This window comes from Micromonospora sp. NPDC000089 (assembly GCF_042899365.1).
Classification (GTDB): domain Bacteria; phylum Actinomycetota; class Actinomycetes; order Mycobacteriales; family Micromonosporaceae; genus Micromonospora.
This window is the reverse complement of record NZ_JBIAZT010000001.1, coordinates 387,850-404,531: the sequence shown is the minus strand read 5'-3', so window position 1 is coordinate 404,531 and position 16,682 is coordinate 387,850. Positions and strand designations below refer to the sequence as shown.

11 protein-coding genes are annotated in these 16,682 nt (G+C 73.9%); 6 read left to right on the top strand and 5 right to left on the bottom strand.

All coding sequences use genetic code 11. From position 1 onward, the window contains the following. The first annotated feature begins 99 nt into the window (after nucleotides 1-99). Nucleotides 100-2,457 (top strand): pyruvate dehydrogenase, encoded by a 2,358-nt coding sequence (locus tag ACFY3U_RS01855; protein ID WP_387193222.1) that lies wholly within the window; start codon nucleotides 100-102, stop codon nucleotides 2,455-2,457. A gap of 338 nt (nucleotides 2,458-2,795) precedes the next feature. Here the strand turns inward: ACFY3U_RS01855 and ACFY3U_RS01850 are convergent, their stop codons facing one another. The 3 genes from ACFY3U_RS01850 to ACFY3U_RS01840 all read right to left on the bottom strand — a co-directional run bounded on the left by ACFY3U_RS01850 (nucleotide 2,796) and on the right by ACFY3U_RS01840 (nucleotide 7,577). Continuing rightward, on the bottom strand, nucleotides 2,796-4,370 hold the full coding sequence (locus ACFY3U_RS01850; protein WP_387193219.1) for a metallophosphoesterase: 1,575 nt from the start codon (nucleotides 4,368-4,370) through the stop codon (nucleotides 2,796-2,798). A gap of 132 nt (nucleotides 4,371-4,502) precedes the next feature. After that, on the bottom strand, nucleotides 4,503-5,675 hold the full coding sequence (locus ACFY3U_RS01845; protein WP_387193216.1) for a PQQ-dependent sugar dehydrogenase: 1,173 nt from the start codon (nucleotides 5,673-5,675) through the stop codon (nucleotides 4,503-4,505). Nucleotides 5,676-5,753: 78 nt separating this feature from the next. Then, entirely contained in the window at nucleotides 5,754-7,577 is a 1,824-nt protein-coding gene (locus ACFY3U_RS01840; RefSeq protein ID WP_387193213.1) for a SpoIIE family protein phosphatase, read from the bottom strand. A gap of 177 nt (nucleotides 7,578-7,754) precedes the next feature. On the opposite strand from ACFY3U_RS01840, the gene ACFY3U_RS01835 reads away from it, so the two are divergent. Continuing rightward, nucleotides 7,755-8,681: a 2-hydroxyacid dehydrogenase gene (locus ACFY3U_RS01835; RefSeq protein WP_387193210.1), complete on the top strand. Its 927-nt coding sequence runs from the start codon at nucleotides 7,755-7,757 to the stop codon at nucleotides 8,679-8,681. An 11-nt stretch (nucleotides 8,682-8,692) separates the two neighbouring features. On the opposite strand, the gene ACFY3U_RS01830 is transcribed toward ACFY3U_RS01835, so the two are convergent. Beyond that, complete coding sequence (locus ACFY3U_RS01830) at nucleotides 8,693-9,067, bottom strand: PH domain-containing protein (RefSeq protein WP_387193207.1); 375 nt, start codon at nucleotides 9,065-9,067, stop codon at nucleotides 8,693-8,695. Between the two features lie 208 nt (nucleotides 9,068-9,275). On the opposite strand from ACFY3U_RS01830, the gene ACFY3U_RS01825 reads away from it, so the two are divergent. Continuing rightward, the gene (locus ACFY3U_RS01825) at nucleotides 9,276-11,888 is read left to right on the top strand and encodes a putative bifunctional diguanylate cyclase/phosphodiesterase (protein WP_387193205.1); all 2,613 of its coding nucleotides are present in this window, start codon (nucleotides 9,276-9,278) and stop codon (nucleotides 11,886-11,888) included. A 55-nt stretch (nucleotides 11,889-11,943) separates the two neighbouring features. Here the strand turns inward: ACFY3U_RS01825 and ACFY3U_RS01820 are convergent, their stop codons facing one another. Further along, nucleotides 11,944-12,963, bottom strand: coding sequence for a LacI family DNA-binding transcriptional regulator (locus tag ACFY3U_RS01820; protein WP_387193202.1), 1,020 nt, complete (start codon nucleotides 12,961-12,963; stop codon nucleotides 11,944-11,946). 383 nt (nucleotides 12,964-13,346) lie between these two features. Between ACFY3U_RS01820 and ACFY3U_RS01815 the strand changes: the two genes are divergently transcribed. The 3 genes from ACFY3U_RS01815 to ACFY3U_RS01805 all read left to right on the top strand — a co-directional run bounded on the left by ACFY3U_RS01815 (nucleotide 13,347) and on the right by ACFY3U_RS01805 (nucleotide 16,644). After that, entirely contained in the window at nucleotides 13,347-14,627 is a 1,281-nt protein-coding gene (locus tag ACFY3U_RS01815; protein WP_387193199.1) for an ABC transporter substrate-binding protein, read from the top strand. Between the two features lie 98 nt (nucleotides 14,628-14,725). After that, nucleotides 14,726-15,745 (top strand): carbohydrate ABC transporter permease, encoded by a 1,020-nt coding sequence (locus ACFY3U_RS01810; protein ID WP_387193197.1) that lies wholly within the window; start codon nucleotides 14,726-14,728, stop codon nucleotides 15,743-15,745. Between the two features lie 56 nt (nucleotides 15,746-15,801). Further along, nucleotides 15,802-16,644, top strand: a complete 843-nt coding sequence (locus ACFY3U_RS01805; RefSeq protein WP_387194118.1) for a carbohydrate ABC transporter permease — start codon at nucleotides 15,802-15,804, stop codon at nucleotides 16,642-16,644. Nucleotides 16,645-16,682 lie beyond the last annotated feature (38 nt).

Genomic DNA, 16,682 nt, shown 5'->3' with positions numbered 1-16,682 from the left:
GCAACCCGGCGGCGGCCCTCGCCGCTTCCCTCGGGTACGCGCGCGACCCGCGCCACCCCCTCGCGAGGGCGTCAACGGCGACGCCCGGATGGAGTCACCGTGAAGCAGCGTGAGCTTGAGGTTCTTGGCGAGATCCAGCGGCGGGTGCTCTGGCTCGCCACCCGGATCGTGGACGCGGCCAACCACGACCGGGACACCGGCGACGGGGTGAAGGTCGGCGGGCACCAGGCGTCCAGCGCGTCCCTGGTCACCGCGATGACCGCGCTCTGGTTCGCCCACCTGGACGCCGCGGACCGGGTCGCCGTCAAGCCGCACGCCTCCCCGGTGTTCCACGCCATCCAGTACCTGCTGGGCAACCTGGACCGGTCGTACCTGCCGAAGCTGCGGGCGCGCGGCGGCCTCCAGTCCTACCCGTCCCGCACCAAGGACCCGGACGAGGTGGACTTCAGCACCGGCTCGGTCGGCCTGGGGGCCGCCGCGCCGCTGTTCGCCGCGGTGACCCGGCGGTACGTCGACGCGCACTTCGGGCAGCGCCCGCACTCCCGGTTCGTGGCGCTGATCGGCGACGCCGAGCTGGACGAGGGGAACATCTGGGAGGCGGTCGCCGACCCGGCCACCACCGGGCTGGGCAACGTGATGTGGCTGGTCGACTTCAACCGCCAGTCGCTGGACCGGGTGGTCCCCGGCATCCGGATCGACCAGTGGCGGGGCCAGTTCGAGGCCGCCGGCTGGCACGTCGTGGAGGTCAAGTACGGCCGCAAGCTCGCCGAGGCGTACGCCCGGCCGGGCGGTGACGCGCTGCGCGACTGGATCGACCGGATGCCCAACGAGCAGTACCAGTCGCTGTTCGGGCTGGCCGGGCCGGAGCTGCGCAAGCAGTTCCTGGACGGCGCGCCCGCCGGCATCGGCGAGCTGATCGCCGACGTCTCCGACGCCGAGCTGGGCCCGCTGGTGACCGACCTGGGCGGCCACGACCTGGCCGCGATGCTCGACGCGTACGCCCAGTGCGACGCGGTCACCGACCGGCCCAGCGTGGTGTTCGCGTACACGGTGAAGGGTTGGGGGTTGCCGATCGCCGGCAACCCGCGCAACCACTCCGCGCTGCTCAGCACCGAGCAGGTCGACGCGCTGCGGTCCGCGCACGGCCTGACCCGCGAGACCGAGTGGGACCGCCTCGACCCGGCGTCGGAGGCCGGCATCCGGGCCGGCGAGCGCCGGGAGGCGCTGTCTCGCGCGCCGCGCGAGCGTGCGCTAGGGGTCACCGTCCCGGAAACCACGAAGGTACGCGTCAACAAGCCGGTCTCCACCCAGGAGGTCTTCGGCCGGGTGCTGGTCGACCTGGCCCGCGACCCGGCCGTGGCGCCCTACCTGGTGACCACCGCGCCGGACGTGGCCACCTCCACCAACCTCGCCGGGTTCATCAACAAGACCGGTGTCTTCGCCCCCACCGAGCAGCGCTCCTGGACCGAGGACCGAATGCTGCGCTGGACGGAGAGCCCGGCCGGGCAGCACATCGAGCTGGGCATCTCGGAGATGAACCTGTTCCTGCTGCTCGGCCAGCTCGGCCTCTCGTGGGACCTGTCCGGGCAGCCGCTGCTGCCGGTGGGCACGGTCTACGACCCGTTCGTGCTGCGCGGCCTGGACGCGTTCCTCTACGGGACCTACTCGGGCTCCCGGTTCGTGGTGGCCGGCACCCCGTCGGGCGTCACGCTGGCCCCCGAGGGCGGCGCGCACCAGTCCACCATCACCGCCTCGGTCGGCCTGGAGCTGCCCGGCGTGACCTTCCTCGAACCCGCGTACGCCGGCAGCCTCGACTGGCTGCTCTGCGACGCGCTCGGGCAGATCGCCGGTGGCACGACGCCGGCCGCCACCGCCGCGCCGGCCGAGGACGGGGCGTACTACTTCCGGCTCAGCACCCGGCCGATCGACCAGGCGCCGTTCGAGGCGGCCCGAGCCCGGCTCGGCGACGCGGTGCTGCGCCGGCAGGTGGTCGCCGGGGCGTACCGGCTGGTCGACGCCCACCAGGCGTATCCGGAGCTGGCCGACGCCCCGGTGGTGCAGCTGGCCGCCTCCGGCGCGGTGCTGCCGGAGGTGCTCGCCGCCGCCGCGGAGCTGGCCGACGAGGGCGTCGCCGCGCACGTGGTGGACGTGACCAGCCTGGACCGGCTCTACCGGGCCTGGCAGCGGACCCTGCGCCAGGGCGTCCGGACCGCGACCGTGCCGAGCGTGCCCGGCGCGCTGCGGTCCGCCTTCGCCGACCGGGTGCCGGTGGTGACCGTGCACGACGCCGCCTCGCACGCGATGGCCTGGCTCGGCTCGGCGCTCGGCGCCCCGGCGGTGCCGCTCGGGGTGGACGAGTTCGGCCAGTCCGGCAGCGTCCGCGACCTGTACGAGCTGCACGACCTGCGCCCGGGCAGCATCGTCAACGCCGCCCTGGCCGCGCTGTCCCTGCGCTGAGCCCCGGTCGGCCCCGTCGGGGGCGGGCGATGTTGTGGTACGGACGGTAGTCGTCGCGCAGGGTGACAGCCCGTCCGGCCGCGTGGCGAAGAGCACCAGGCTTTGCTCTGCTGCCATATCGGCGACACCGGCGTTGAACAGGTAGGACGCGATTCGCTTCCACCGGCGTCCGGTAGCGCTGCGTGCCTGTCGCGTCGATGGCGGCAGAGCAAAGCGGGGCGCAGGGCCGGGTCGGCAGCGGGCCCTTCGTTGCGTAGCGTCACCGGCGGGCGAGGCGGAGCCGCCACCGGCGACCGCACCCGGCCGTGCGGCCGCACGGCCGCGCGGCCGGGTGCGGCTCAGCGGGTCGGGGTGGGGGTGACCGGCACCGGCGCGCCCTGCGCCGGGTCCTTGACCACGTGCCGCTCCAGGTTGACCTGCGCCTGCCCGGTGCCGCCGACGGTGATGTCGTCGTACGCCTGGAGCAGCTTCTGCGGGTCGAAGTAGAGCACCGACATCGACAGCGGGGTGGGCTTCTCACCCTCCAGCCCGCGCAGCCCCGCCCCACCGGTGGAACCCTCCACCATCAACTGGGTGGGCTGCTGCCCTGGCACCTCGGGCAGCCGGGACACCTGCCGGGCGTGGGTGTGCCCGGCCAGCACCAACGGGCAGGTGCCGGAGAGCGGGCCGGCCGAGGCCGGGTCGTGCACCAGCGCGATGTTCACCTTCCGCGGCGAGTCGCGGACCGTCCCGGCCAGCTTGTCGCCCGCCCCGATCACCTGGTCGGCGACCTGCTTGGTGAGGCCGCTGCCGGCCGGGGAGGTCTCCTTGTCGGGCGTGAACCGGGGGTCGCCGATGCCGGCGATGGTCAGCCCGGCCACCGTGGTGGTCGAGTTGTTCAGCACGATCGCGTTCGGCTGCTGCGCCACGGCCGCCGCCGTCCTGGCCGAGTCGTGGTTGCCGCGGATGTAGACGTACGGCTTCTTCAGCAGGCCGATCGAGCCCACGTACGACGCCTCGGGCTCGCTGCCCCAGTCGGTCAGGTCCCCGGTGTCGATCACCACGTCGATGTTGAACTGCTCCACCACGGTGCGGATCAGCTGCCACCCGGTCGGGTTGAGGTGCATGTCCGACACGTGCAGCACCCGGGTGGTGCCGGGCGCGGGCTCGTAGACCGGCAGCGCCGACACCGTGGTGTAGAGCTGGCTGACGTTGCCGACGATCCGCTGGAGCTGCTCGGAGTACTTCGTGTAGTCGTTGGCGATCTTCCGCGCGTCGCCGACGATCGCCGGCGCGTTGACCAGCAGGCCCTCGTACCGCGGTTCGTCGATCGACTCGGGGCGGATGGTGGCCACCGCCAGCCCGAGGCTGCCGGCGGTGACCGCCAGCGCGGTCCCGCCGGCCCAGGCCGTCCGGCGGGTGTCCCGGAAGACCAGCGCGGCCAGCAGCAGGCTGGCCAGCACGGCCGAGCCGAGGGTACGCAGCCCGAGCCGCATCGCGCCGTTGCGGACGTCCTCCACGGCGGACTGGCTGGCCCGGCTGATGCCGGCCGGGTCGTCGATCAACGCCTCGGTGCGGCTCTGGTCGAGCGCGCCGAGCCGGACGGTCAGGTGGGTCGGCCCGTCGTGGCTGTTCAGGATCAGCGCGCCCAGCGGCGGCACGTCGACGGTGGTGCTGCCCGTCCACGCGGGGGCGATGGACAGGTTGGCCCGGAACGGCCCGATGTCGGTGTCCACCCGCCCGCCGGCCAGCACCCCGAGCACCGCGCCGGCCAGGCCGACCGCGAGCACCGCCAGCACCAGCGCGGCCCGGCGGGCCCGACCGGAGCGGGCGAGGCGGCCCGCACCTGGACGCCACGACCGCCGGTCCCGCTCACGCCGGCCGGGGACGTCGCCGTCCGCCGGCTCGCGCTGCTCGTTCTGCTGACCGTCCATGCTGAGATTCTGACCTGCCCAGTCGAAGATCTTGGCAAACCCGGGCGACGCGCGCCCGTCCGCGCCGGGAACGGTCGCGCGGGCCGGCCGGGAAGCGCCGCCACGACGGTGGGGCGGCCCGGTCGGTGCGGGTCAGCTGCGGCCGGCGCCGCCGTCGGCGAAGACCAGCCGCAGCAGCCGGTCGTCCTCCGGCACCGGCTGGCCCCGCCCGTCGTGGTTGGACGTGGAGACCCAGACCGAGCCGTCCGGGGCGGCCGCCACCGCCCGCAGCCGGCCGTACCTGCGGGTCAGCAGCTCGCGCGGCTGCCCGAGCACGCTGCCGGTGTCGGTGAGCTCGACCAGCCACAGCCGCTCGCCGCGCAGGCAGGCGGTGACCAGCAGGCGCTTCACCGCGGCCAGCCCGGAGCAGGAGGCGTCGGTGGTGCGCCACTGGACGATCGGGTCGACGTACCGGGAGTCGCCGGCCTGCCCCTCGACGGTGGGCCAGCCGTAGTTGCCGCCCGCGTTGATCTGGTTGATCTCGTCCCAGGTGTTCTGGCCGAATTCCACGGCGTACATCCGCTTGCCGGCGTCCCAGGTGAAGCCCTGCACGTTGCGGTGCCCGAGCGACCAGACCGGCGAGCCCGGGTACGGGTTGCCGGTCGACGGCCTGCCGTCCGGCGTGATCCGCAGGATCTTGCCGCCGAGGCTCTTGCGGTCCTGCGCGGCGTCCCGGTCACCGGCGTCGCCGGTGCTCACGTAGAGCTGCCCGTCCGGGCCGAAGCCGAGGCCGCCGCCGTCGTGGTTGCCGGCCTTCGGGATGCCGGTGAGGATCGGCTTCGGGGTGCCGCCGATGGTCAGCCGGGCGACCCGGTTGTCCTGCTCGGTGGTGTAGTAGACGAAGATCGTGCGGTCCTTGGCGTACCCGGGGGAGACGGCGATCCCGAGCAGGCCGGCCTCGCCGAGGGCCGCGACGCCCGGCACGGTCTGCACCGGCGTGACGGTCAGCCCCTCCTGGCTCGACTCCGGGCCCACCTTCAGGATCCGCCCGCTGTCCCGCTCGGTGACCAGCGCCGCGCCGTCGGGCAGGAAGGCGATCCCCCACGGCACCCGCAGGCCCTTGGCCAGCACGGTCGCCACCACCTGCTGGCCGACCCCGGAGGTGGCCGACGTCGACGGGGTGGGCAGGTTGGGCGGCTCGCCGGCCGGGTCCGGGGCGGGCTGGCCGAAGCTGCACCCGGCGGTGGTCAGCAGCAGCGCCGCGCAGGCGGCCGCCAGGGCCGCGCGGGCACGGCCGGTGCATCGGTACGGGGGACGGATGCTCACCCGGCCAAGCCTAGCCCGCGGCGCCGCCCCCGCCCGGGGAGTCGGTGACCGCCCGACGCCCCGGTGCGGTTCGGTGCGTCAGCGGGCCCGCACGGCGAGCAGGGCGATGTCGTCCTCCCGGCTGTCCGCGGCGGTCAGCAGCAGGTCGCACAGGCCGTCGGGGGAGAGCGCGGCGGTGCCGGCCACCCGGTCGAGCAGCTCGGCGGTGCCCTCGTCGACCGGCCGGTCCCGCCGCTCGATCAGCCCGTCGGTGAACAGCAGCAGGGTGTCGCCGGAGTGCAGCCGGGTCGTCCGGCTGGTCCGGTCGACCGGCCGGCGGAACCCGAGCAGCGGCTCCCGGCGGCCGTCGAGCACGCGTACCGCGCCGTCGGCGGCGAGCAGCAGCGGCGGCGGGTGGCCGGCGTTGCACCAGCTGACCGAGAGACCGCCGGCCGGGTCGGGGCGCAGCCGGGCCAGGATCGCGGTGGCGGCGGTGGGGATGCGCAGCCCGGAGATCGCCCCGTCCAGCCGGCTCATCAGCTCGTCCATCGGGTCGGTCCGGCCGTACGCGTTGCCCCGCACCAGGTTGCGCAGCTGACCCATGGTGGCGGCGGCCTCGATGTCGTGCCCGGCCACGTCCCCGATCGCGACGATCAGGTCGCCGTCCGGCTGGACGAAGGCGTCGTACCAGTCGCCGCCCACCTCGACCCGGTCGGCGGCCGGCTGGTACCGCGCGGCCAGCTCCACCCGCGGGCTCTCCGGCAGCGTCGGCAGCATGCTGTGCTGCAGCACCTCGGCCACGTGCCGCTGCTCGCTGTACATCCAGCCGATGCCGACCGCCTGCCCGGCCCGGCGGCCGATCTCCAGGGCGGTGTGCAGGTCACCGTCGTCGAACGGGCGGCGCTCCGGGGCGTTGACCAGGGTGATGGTGCCCAGCACGGTGGCCCGCCCGGGGGCCGGCACCGGCACCGTGAGGTGCGAGCCGAAGCCGAGCCGATCGGCGAGCGTCGTCATCTCCGGATCCGCGCTGGCCCGGCGCACGTCGTCCAGGCTGGCGGCGCTGCCCAACATCGGCTGGCCGGTCCGCAGCACGGTGTGGGTGATCGACTCGGCGCGCAGCCGGGTCGGCATCAGCGCGGCGAACCGGGCCACCTCGGCGGCGTACGCCGGGTCGCGGTGCACGGCGGTGACGCTGCGCGCCCCGCCCTCCCGGTCGACCAGGGTGACCAGGGCCCAGTCGGCCAGCAGCGGCACCACCGCCTCGGTCAGCCGGGTCGCGGTGGCCGTCACGTCCAGCGTCCCGGTCAGCGTCTCGCTCAGCCCGGCGAGCAGCTTGAGCCGCTCGTGCGCCTCCTCGGCATCGTGCCGGGCCTGCTGCGCCGCGTCCAGGGCGATCCGCAACCGCAGCTCCGACGAGCAGGCGGCGGCCAGGTCGGACAGCGTGCGCAGCTGGCCGGCCGTCCAGGCCCGCGGCTTGCTGTCGATCGCGCAGAGCGAGCCGAGCACCCGACCGTCCAGGTCGGTCAGCGGCATCCCGGCGTACGCCACGACGCCCAGATCGGGCACCGCGAGGTTGTGCCGGACCCGGGGGTAGAGCCGGGCGTCCGGCAGCACCAACGGGACCTCGATGTCCACCACGTGCTGGCAGAAGGAGTGGCTCAGCGGGGTCTGCCGTCGCTCGGCCCACGGGTCGGGCAGCCCCACCATGCCGGGGAAGAACTGCCGGTCCTCGTCCACCAGGGAGACCAGCGCCACCGGCACGTCCAGCAGGTCGCTGACCAACCGGGCGAATCGGTCGAAGGCCTCGTCCGGCTGGGCGTCCAGGCCGGTGTCGAGCAGCGCGCGCAGCCGCGCCGGATCGGTCAGCGCCGCGATGTCGACGATGGGCGCTCGCTCGGGGCGACCCGGGGAGGGCGCGGTCATCGGCCACCTGTCTCGACGGGGACGGCACGCCGACCGGCGCTCCGACCCTTGGTTATACCCGCCCGGGCGCGGTGCCGGCCACGGCCGCGACCCGCCCGGGCCCGGCACCGATCGCGGTCGACGGTCTGCTCGGGGCCGCCCGCACCCGGCCGGACGTGGTCGCTATCGTCGGCGGGCGTGAAGGCTTGGATTCCGCACGAGATCGGCATCGACCTGCTGGGGGAGCCGCCCGCCGGGGTCACGGTGCAGGCCTGGACCGACCCGGCCGACCCGCCCTCGGATCCGGCCGGGGTGCGGTTCTGGGTGCCGCCGTTCCTGGCCGGTACGGACGCCACCGCGATGCTGGACCGGCTGCCCGACCTGGCGGTGGTGCAGCTGCTCTCCGCCGGCGCGGACGCCTGGGTCGGCCGGACGCCGCCCGGGGTGACGCTGTGCGACGCGCGGGGCGTGCACGACGCCGGCACCGCGGAGTGGGTGGTCACCGCGATCCTGGCCCAACTGCGGAACTTCCCGGCGATGGCCCGCGCCCAGGCCCGCCGCGAGTGGGCGTACGACCGGGTGACCCCGACCGACGAGCTGACCGGCAAGCGGGTGCTCATCGTCGGCGCGGGCTCGATCGGGGCGGCGGTGCAGGCCCGGCTCGCCCCGTTCGGGGTGAGCTTCACCCGGGTGGCCCGCTCCGCCCGCCCGGCGGACGGGGTGCACGGGGTGGACGAGCTGCCCCGGCTGCTGCCCGCGGCGGACGTGGTGGTGCTGCTGGTGCCGCTCACCCCGCTGACCCGTGGCCTGGTGGACGCGGAGTTCCTCGCCGCGATGCCGGACGGCGCCCTGCTGGTCAACGCGGCCCGGGGGCCGGTGGCGCGCACCGACGCGTTGGTGGCCGAGCTCGCCTCCGGCCGGCTGCGGGCCGCGCTGGACGTGACCGATCCCGAGCCGCTGCCCGCCGACAGCCCGCTGTGGGAGTTGCCGAACGTGCTGCTCACCCCGCACGTCGCCGGCTCGGTCCGCGGCCTGCTTCCCCGGGCGTACGCGCTGGTCGGTGCGCAGCTGCGCCGGTACGCCGCGGGCGAGTCACTGACCAACACGGTGGTCGACGGCTACTGAGCCGGGGGCGGTCAGCGCACACCCGGCAGGGTCTGGCCGGTGGCGGCCACCAGCCGGGGCAGGTCGGCGCCGCGGACCGCGGGAAGCACCACCTGCTGACCGTCGTCAAGCCGGGCGACGGCCCGGCCGCGCGGGTCGGTGGTCAGCTCGGCGACCCGCTCCCACGGGATGCGGCGGCCGCCGACCAGCGCCCGCAGCCGCAGCTCGCGGGCGTCGGCGTCAGTGCCGGCCCGCCAGGCCCAGACGGCGACGGCAAGCGGGACGAGCAGCACCGGCAGCAGGTACCACTCGGCGGTGGCCAGCGGGAGCGCGCCGATGAAGGCGACGATCGCGGCGACCAGGATGGCCTGGTTGAACCGGAAGTGGATGGCGTCGGAACTACTCACCCGTCGATGATCCCACTCCGGGGCGGCCAACGACCGGTCGGGCGGTCGCCCGGTGACGGCGGCCATGGCGGTGACCTGCGTCACGGGCCGGGCCCGTAACCGGAGGGCTGGCCGCTCGTTGGCGGCTGTGAGGTGTCGGAGATCCGTCCGGCACCTCGCACCTCGCGCCGCCGCACCGCCCCCGTGTCCCCTCACGAAGGCGACCGCCGTGCCCCTCGCGTACCTGCTCCGCCCTCCGCGGCCCGCCGTGGCCGGGGTGCTCGCGCTGGCCGCGCTGCTGGCCGGTGCCGCCCTGGCCGGCGCGTTGCCGCCGTTGGCCGCCGTCACCCCGGCCGCCGCAGCGGCCTGCGCCCTGGCCGGGATCCGGCTCTCCCGGCTGGCCGGCGCTCGCGGCGGGGGCCGCCGGGACCGCCGGGCCCGGCACGCGGCCGCGCTGCTGGACACCGCCGTGGCGATCGTCGGCATGACCGTCGCGGTGCTGCCGCTGGCCGCGCGCGCGAACCGCGCGGAGGTCGCCACGGCCGGGCTGGTCGCCGCGGCGGTCGCCTACGGCGGCGGACTGCTCGCCCTGCCCGGCCAGGCTCGGCTGGCGCCGGCGGAGCGGCTGCGCCGGGCCGTCGACATGCTGGCCCTCGGCGCCGCCCTCGCCTTCGCCGGCCGGTTGCTGGTGCCGCCCGGGCCGGTGCCGCCGGGGGTCCGGGTGGTCACCCTGGCCGGCGCGGTCGGGCTGGCGGCGCTCGGGGTGAGCGCGGTGGCGCAGCGCCGCAGCCGCCCGGGCGCCGCGCTGTGCCGGGCCGGCGCGGCCGCCACCCTCACCGGGCTGGCCGGCCTGGTGGCGCTGCTGGCAGCCGCCGCGCCGGATCCGCTGCTGCTGACCACGGTGCCGCCGTTGATGGTCGGTGCCCTGCTCACCGCCGCCGGGATGACCCGGGTGGCGGCCGGCGATCCGCCGCGCGGCGAGGGCCCGGCGCGGCCCTGGCCCCGGATCACCGCTCCGGCCGCGGTCATCCTGCTCGCCGCCCTGCTCCGACTGGGGGTGGTCGGCTCGATCCCGCCGGACGCCGTGCTGCTCGGGTGGGCCGCCGTCGGGCCGCTGGTCGGCCGGGAGCTGCTCGCCGCCGCCGACCACCGGCGCCGGATCCGCCGGCTGGCCGCCCGGGAGGCGCACTTCCGCGCGCTGGTCACCGGCGGGCCGGACGTCGTCCTGCTACTCGACGACGAGCTGCGGGTGAGCTGGTCCGCCGCGGCGGCGGCGCGTCTCGGGTGGGGCGACGACGAGCTGCGCGGCCGTCCCCTCGCCGAGCTGCTGCACCCGGACGACGCGCCGGCGGCGCGGGAGCTGCTCGCCGCGCTCCGCGCCGGCGCCGAGCCGCCGCTGCTGGTGGCCCGGCTGGCCGCCGGGGACGGCGGCTGGCGGGAGACCGAGTCGACGGTGCGCGACCAGCGTGCCGAGCCGACGGTCGCCGCCGTGGTGCTGCACGTCCGCGAGGTGGCGCCACGGCAACGGTCAGCCGCTCCGGACCCGTCGCCCGTCCCGACCGACCGCACCGGGCGGACGGAGGGTCCGCCCGGCGCCGATCGGCCGACCGGGTTCCTCGACCGCGCGGAGCTGTTGCGGATCCTCGGGGTCCGGCGCGCCGAACCGGGCACGCTGCTCCTGGTCGACCTGCACGGCTTCGGCGGGCTCGACGGCGAGGACGGACCGTCGGCGCGGGACGTCGCAATGGGAACGGCCGCCCGCCGCCTACGGGACGTGGTGGGCCCTCGGGACCTGGTGGCGCGGGTGTCGGCGGAGGAGTTCGCGGTGGTGACCGACGCCGGGCCGGTGCCGGCGTACGCGCTCGGTGGGCAGCTGCTGGCGGCGTTGGGCGAGCCGTGCCCGGTGCCCGACGCGATGCTCCGGCTGCGGGTGAGCGTGGGGCTGGCCGAGCTGGCCGGCGAGGCGCCCGAGGACGTGCTGCGGCAGGCGGACCTGGCCCGCCGCCGGGCCGTGCAACTGGGCCGCAACCGGGTCGAGTGGTACGACGCGTACCTGGAGGAGCAGCTGGTGCGCCGGCTCGACCTGGAGCGCGAGCTGCCCGGGGCGATCGCCCGGGGCGAGCTGGACCTGGTCTACCAGCCGGTGCTGTCGCTGGCCGACCGGTCACCGGTCGGGGTGGAGGCGCTGCTGCGCTGGCGCAGTCCGGTGCTGGGCACCGTCCTGCCGGCGGAGCTGCTGCCGGTGGCCGAGGAGCTGGACCTGGTCGGCGAGCTGGGCGGCTGGGTGCTGGGGCGGGCCTGCCGGCAGCTGGCCGACTGGGCCGCCGCCGGCCGGCAGCTCTGGATGTCGGTGAACGTGACGCCGCGGGAGCTGCTGTCGCCGGACTTTCCGGCCCGGGTGAGCGGCGCGCTGGCCGGGCACGCGGTGCCGGCGGAGCGGTTGGTGGTGGAGGTGGCCGAGCCGCGGGTCGGCGCGGAGCTGTCCACGGTGGTGGCGCGGCTGGCCGGCCTGCGGTCGGCGGGGGTGCGCACGGCGCTGGACGACTTCCGCGCCGAGCACGCCTCGCTGGCCCGGCTCCGCCGGCTCCCGGTGGACCTGCTCAAGGTGCGGGCCCCGGCGGAACCGGTGGACGGGCCGGTCCGCCCGCTGCTGGACGTGGTGGTGACGCTCTGCGACCGGTTGGGTCTCGCCGCGGTGGCGCAGGAGCTGGAATCCGAGGCCGACCTGGCCCGGGCGGAGCGGGCCGGCTGCCGTTACGGGCAGGGCTTCGCGCTGGCCCGACCGGCCACCGCGGAGCGGGTGGAGGCGTACTTCGCGGAGTTCCCGTCCGCCTTTCACTGACCGGCTCCACCGATCGGTCGGTGAGCTGACCGGTTCAGTGGATTGCTTAACCGGTTCACCTCGTGCGTGGGGGAGCGGTGCTGCCGCGCGGCGTCAGGTGCGCCGTCTCGTCCTGCAGCCCGCTGACCGGCTCGCCGGCGATCACCCGGAGCAACTGCCGCGCCGCGTGCGCGCCGTACGCCGGGATGTCCCGGCCGAGCGCGGTCAGCGGCGGGTGCACCAGCTGGCACAGCGGCGAGTCGTCCCACGCCACGATGGACAGGTCGCCGGGCACCGCCAGGCCCATCTCCTGGGCGACCGACAGGCCGGCGATCGCCATCACGTCGTTGTCGTAGATCACCGCGGTGGGGCGGGCGGCGGAGCTGAGCAGCCGGCGGGTGGCGCGGGCCCCCTCCTCGCCGGTGTAGTCGGACCAGACCGTCGCCGAGTCCTCCAGGCCGAGCCGCCGGCACACCTCGGCGAACGCGTCGGTGCGGATCTCGGTGTGCAGCAGCGAGGGCAGTCCACCGACCCGGGCGATCCGCCGGTGGCCCAGGGCGACCAGGTACTCCACGGTCTCCACCAGCGCCGCCGCGTCGTCGGACCAGACGCTGCTCAACTTCCCGGTGTGGCCGGGGCCGCCGATCACCACCGCCGGCAGCTGCAGCTCCTCCAGGGCGGCCACCCGGGCGTCGTCGGTGCGCAGGTCGCAGACGAAGACGCCGTCCACCCGCCGCTCGGCCCACCAGCGGCGGTAGACCCCGATCTCCGCCTGCTGGTCGGCCACCACCTGGAGGGTCAGCGCGTACGACCGGGCGGAGAGCTCCGCCTCGACGCCGCTGATCAGCTCCATGAAGAACGGCTCGATGCCCAGTATCCGGGCGGGTCGGCACAGGGCCAGGCCGACGGCGTTGGCGGTGGCGCCGGAGAGCGCCCGGGCCGCGCTGCTCGGGCTGAAGCCGATCTCCGTGGCGATGGCCAGGATCCGCGCCCGGGTGGCCTCCGAGACACCCGGCTGGCCGTTCAGCGCGTACGAGACGGCGCCCTTGGACACCCCGGCGCGCCGGGCCACATCGGCGATGGTGGGCCGCTTCACCGGCGAGCTCCTTCGGTATGGCGGCCCCACGGGCCGGTCTCACGCCGCCGGGGTCACCGGCGGCCCTCACGCTATCGGCGACCCGGAGCGGCGCTCGCGCCGGCCCGGATCGTCGTTCAGCATTATGGCTGAACGTTCACTTGCGCGGTTAAGCGTACGGCCTACCCGCCCGGTCGGCGCTACCCCGAGCCGTGTTCTTTTGCGCGAAAGAGCGCTTCACCACGCATGGGCGCGCTCCCAAGATCGCCGGAAGGTTACGGGAAGGACTCGGGGTTAACCGGCCGTTGACACTGTGAGAAGCGGATCGTACGGTGGGCTCACTTATCCGGTTCAGTCAACGTCTCTCGATCCTGGGAGCGTTCCCATTTGGCGCGGAGGATGTCATGAAACGGTCCTGGACCCACTGGGCCCGCGTGGCGGTGGCCGGTGCTGCCAGCCTCGTCATGGTCGCTGGTTGCAGCGGCAAGAGCACCACTGACTCGGGTTCCGGCGACGGCCCGGTGACTCTGAAGATCAACTTCTGGGGTGACTTCGGGCTCCAGGACCTCAAGACCAAGTACGAGGCCGCGAACCCGAACGTCAAGATCCAGCTCAACTCCGGCGAGTACAACGCCCAGCACGAGGACCTGCAGAAGAAGCTGGTCGCGGGCAACGGCGCCGCCGACATCGCGGCCATCGACGAGGGCTTCATGGTCCAGTTCCGCGGCCAGTCGGACAAGTTCGTCAACCTGCTCGACAAGGGCGCCGGCTCGTACGAGAGCAAGTACCTGCCCTGGAAGTGGAAGCAGTCGCTGTCGGCCGACGGCAAGACCCAGATCGGCCTCGGCACCGACGTCGGCGGCCTGGCCATGTGCTACCGCACCGACCTGTTCAAGGCCGCCGGGCTGCCGACCGACCGCGACCAGGTCTCCGCGCTCTGGCCCACCTGGGACAAGTTCATCGAGGTCGGCCAGCAGTACACCAGCAAGACCAAGAAGAAGTTCGTCGACTCGGGCACGAACCTGTTCAACCCGATCCTGGGTCAGCAGCAGGTCGGCTTCTACAACGACCAGGAGCAGCTCCAGATGGAGCAGGGCCCCAAGGTCGCGTTCGACTACACCGTCAAGGCGATCGACGCCGGCCTCTCGGCCAACCTGGTGAGCTTCCAGGCCGACTGGGACAAGGGCTTCACCAGCGGCGCCTTCGCCGTGCTGGCCTGCCCGGCGTGGATGCTCGGCCACATCAAGGACACCGCGCCCGGCACCCAGGGCAAGTGGGACATCGCCGCGGTGCCCGGTGGCGGCGGCAACTGGGGCGGCTCGTTCCTGACCATTCCCAAGCAGGGCAAGCACGTCGACGAGGCGTACAAGCTGCTGGAGTGGCTGGTCCAGCCGGAGCAGCAGATCGAGATCTTCAAGAAGGTCGGCAACCTGCCGTCGCAGCCGGCGCTCTACGCGGACCCGGCGATCGCCACCTTCAAGAACCCGTTCTTCAACAACGCGCCGGTGGGGCAGATCTTCCCCAAGATGGCGCAGGGCCTGACCCCGCAGTACCTGGGCAAGAAGAACGGCCCGACCCGGGTCGAGGTGGAGAACGTCATCCGCCGGGTGGAGAACAAGACCTTGAAGCCGGACGCCGCGTGGGCCGAGGCGGTCAAGGCGGCCCAGAAGGCCGAGAAGTCCTGACCAACGGTTGACCGGTGGCGGGGCGGGTCGCCCGCCCCGCCACCGGCGCCGCCGAACCCGTACCCCGTGTCAGCCATCGGCCCCCTGGAGTGTTTTCCATGTCCACCACGCGTGCCGCGCCCACGCCGTCGAGCCACCGTTCCGCGCCGAGGCGCGGCACCGGCGGGGCCGGGGCGGACGAGCGGCGACTGAACTGGCGCAACCGGCTCCACCGCTTCGACATGCGCTACATGCCGTACCTGATGATCGCCCCGTTCTTCCTGCTCTTCATCGTCTTCGGGCTCTTCCCGCTGATCTTCAACGCGGTCGTCTCGCTCCGCAACTACCGGCTCGACGACCCGACGCTGCCGTACTGGGCCGGCTTCGCGAACTTCACCAGGCTCTTCGGTGACGAGGACTTCTGGAACGCGCTCTACAACACCTTCGGCATCTTCCTGCTCTCCTCGATCCCGCAGCTGCTGCTCGCGCTCGTGGTCGCCTCGCTGCTCAACCGGCAGCTGCGGGCGCAGACCTGGTGGCGGGTCGGCATCCTGCTGCCGTACGTCACCCCGATCGTCGCCTCCACCATGGTGTTCAGCGTCTTCTTCTCCCGCGACTTCGGCCTGGCGAACTGGGCGCTCGGGCTGTTCGGCATCGGCGGCCCGGACTCGCCGATCGACTGGCGGGCCGACAAGGTGCACTCCTGGATCGCGATCGCCACGATGGTCAACTGGAAGTGGATCGGCTACAACGCGCTGCTCTACCTGGCCGCCATGCAGTCCATCCCGCGCGACGTCTACGAGGCCGCCGCGATCGACGGCGCCGGCCCGTGGAAGCAGCTCTGGCGGATCACCGTGCCGATGATCCAGCCCGTGGTGGTCTTCACGGTCATCCTCTCCACCATCGGCGGGTTGCAGCTGTTCACCGAGCCGATGCTGTTCGACCTGAACGCGCAGAACGCCACCGGCGGCCCGAACGGTGAGTGGCAGACCATCGCCCAGCTCATCTACAAGGTCGGCTGGAAGGACCTCAACCTCGGCTACGCCGGCGCGATGTCCTGGGCGCTCTTCCTGATCATCCTGGTCGTGGCCGGGATCAACTTCCTGCTGACCAACCGACTCTCCGGAGGTCGCAAATGACCGCCGTCGCACCTCCGCGCCCCGTCGCGGCGCCCAAGCGGCGCCGGCCGACGGCGATGGCCCGGGCGCCGCAGGACACGCCGGCCGGCCTCTGGACGTACCTGCTGCTCGCGGTGACCATGGTGTTCGCCGCGTTCCCGCTGTACTGGATGTTCGTGATCGCCACGAACAACGACGAGGCGCTGGCCAAGCTGCCGCCCGCGGTGATCCCCAGCAACCTGTTCCTGGTCAACGCCCGGGAGGTCTTCACCCTCCAGGACGTCTACTTCGCCGCCTCGCTGATCAACAGCCTCATCGTCTCGACCGTGGTGACCGCCTCGGTGCTGTTCTTCTGCTCGCTGGCCGGCTTCGCCTTCGCCAAGCTGCGGTTCAAGGGCAGCAACGGGCTGATGCTCTTCGTGGTGCTCACCCTGACCGTGCCCAACCAGCTGGGCATCGTCGCGCTCTACATCGTGATGGGCAAGCTCGGCTGGAACGGCACCCTGCTCGCGGTCATCGCCCCGGGCCTGGTCACCGCGTTCGGCGTGTTCTACATGCGACAGTTCATCGTCAACACCGTCCCGGACGAGCTGATCGAGTCGGCCCGGGTCGACGGCGCCACCACCATGCGGGTGTACGCCAGCATCGTGCTGCCGGCGATCCGCCCGGCCCTGGCGGTGCTCGGCCTGCTCACCTTCGTGGCCACCTGGAATGACTTCCAGTGGCCGCTGATCACGCTGAGCGGCACCGACTTCCCCACCTCGATGGTGGCCATCTCCGACCTGGCCAGCGGCAACTACGTGATCTACCGCCGGGTGCTGGCCGGTGCGTTCATCGCCACCGTTCCGCTGCTGGTGATGCTCTTCATCGGTGGGCGCCAGATCGTCCGCGGAATCATGGAAGGCGCGGTGAAGTCGTGAGCGCGAGGAGTGAGCCGGTTTTGCGAGCCCCGCAGTCG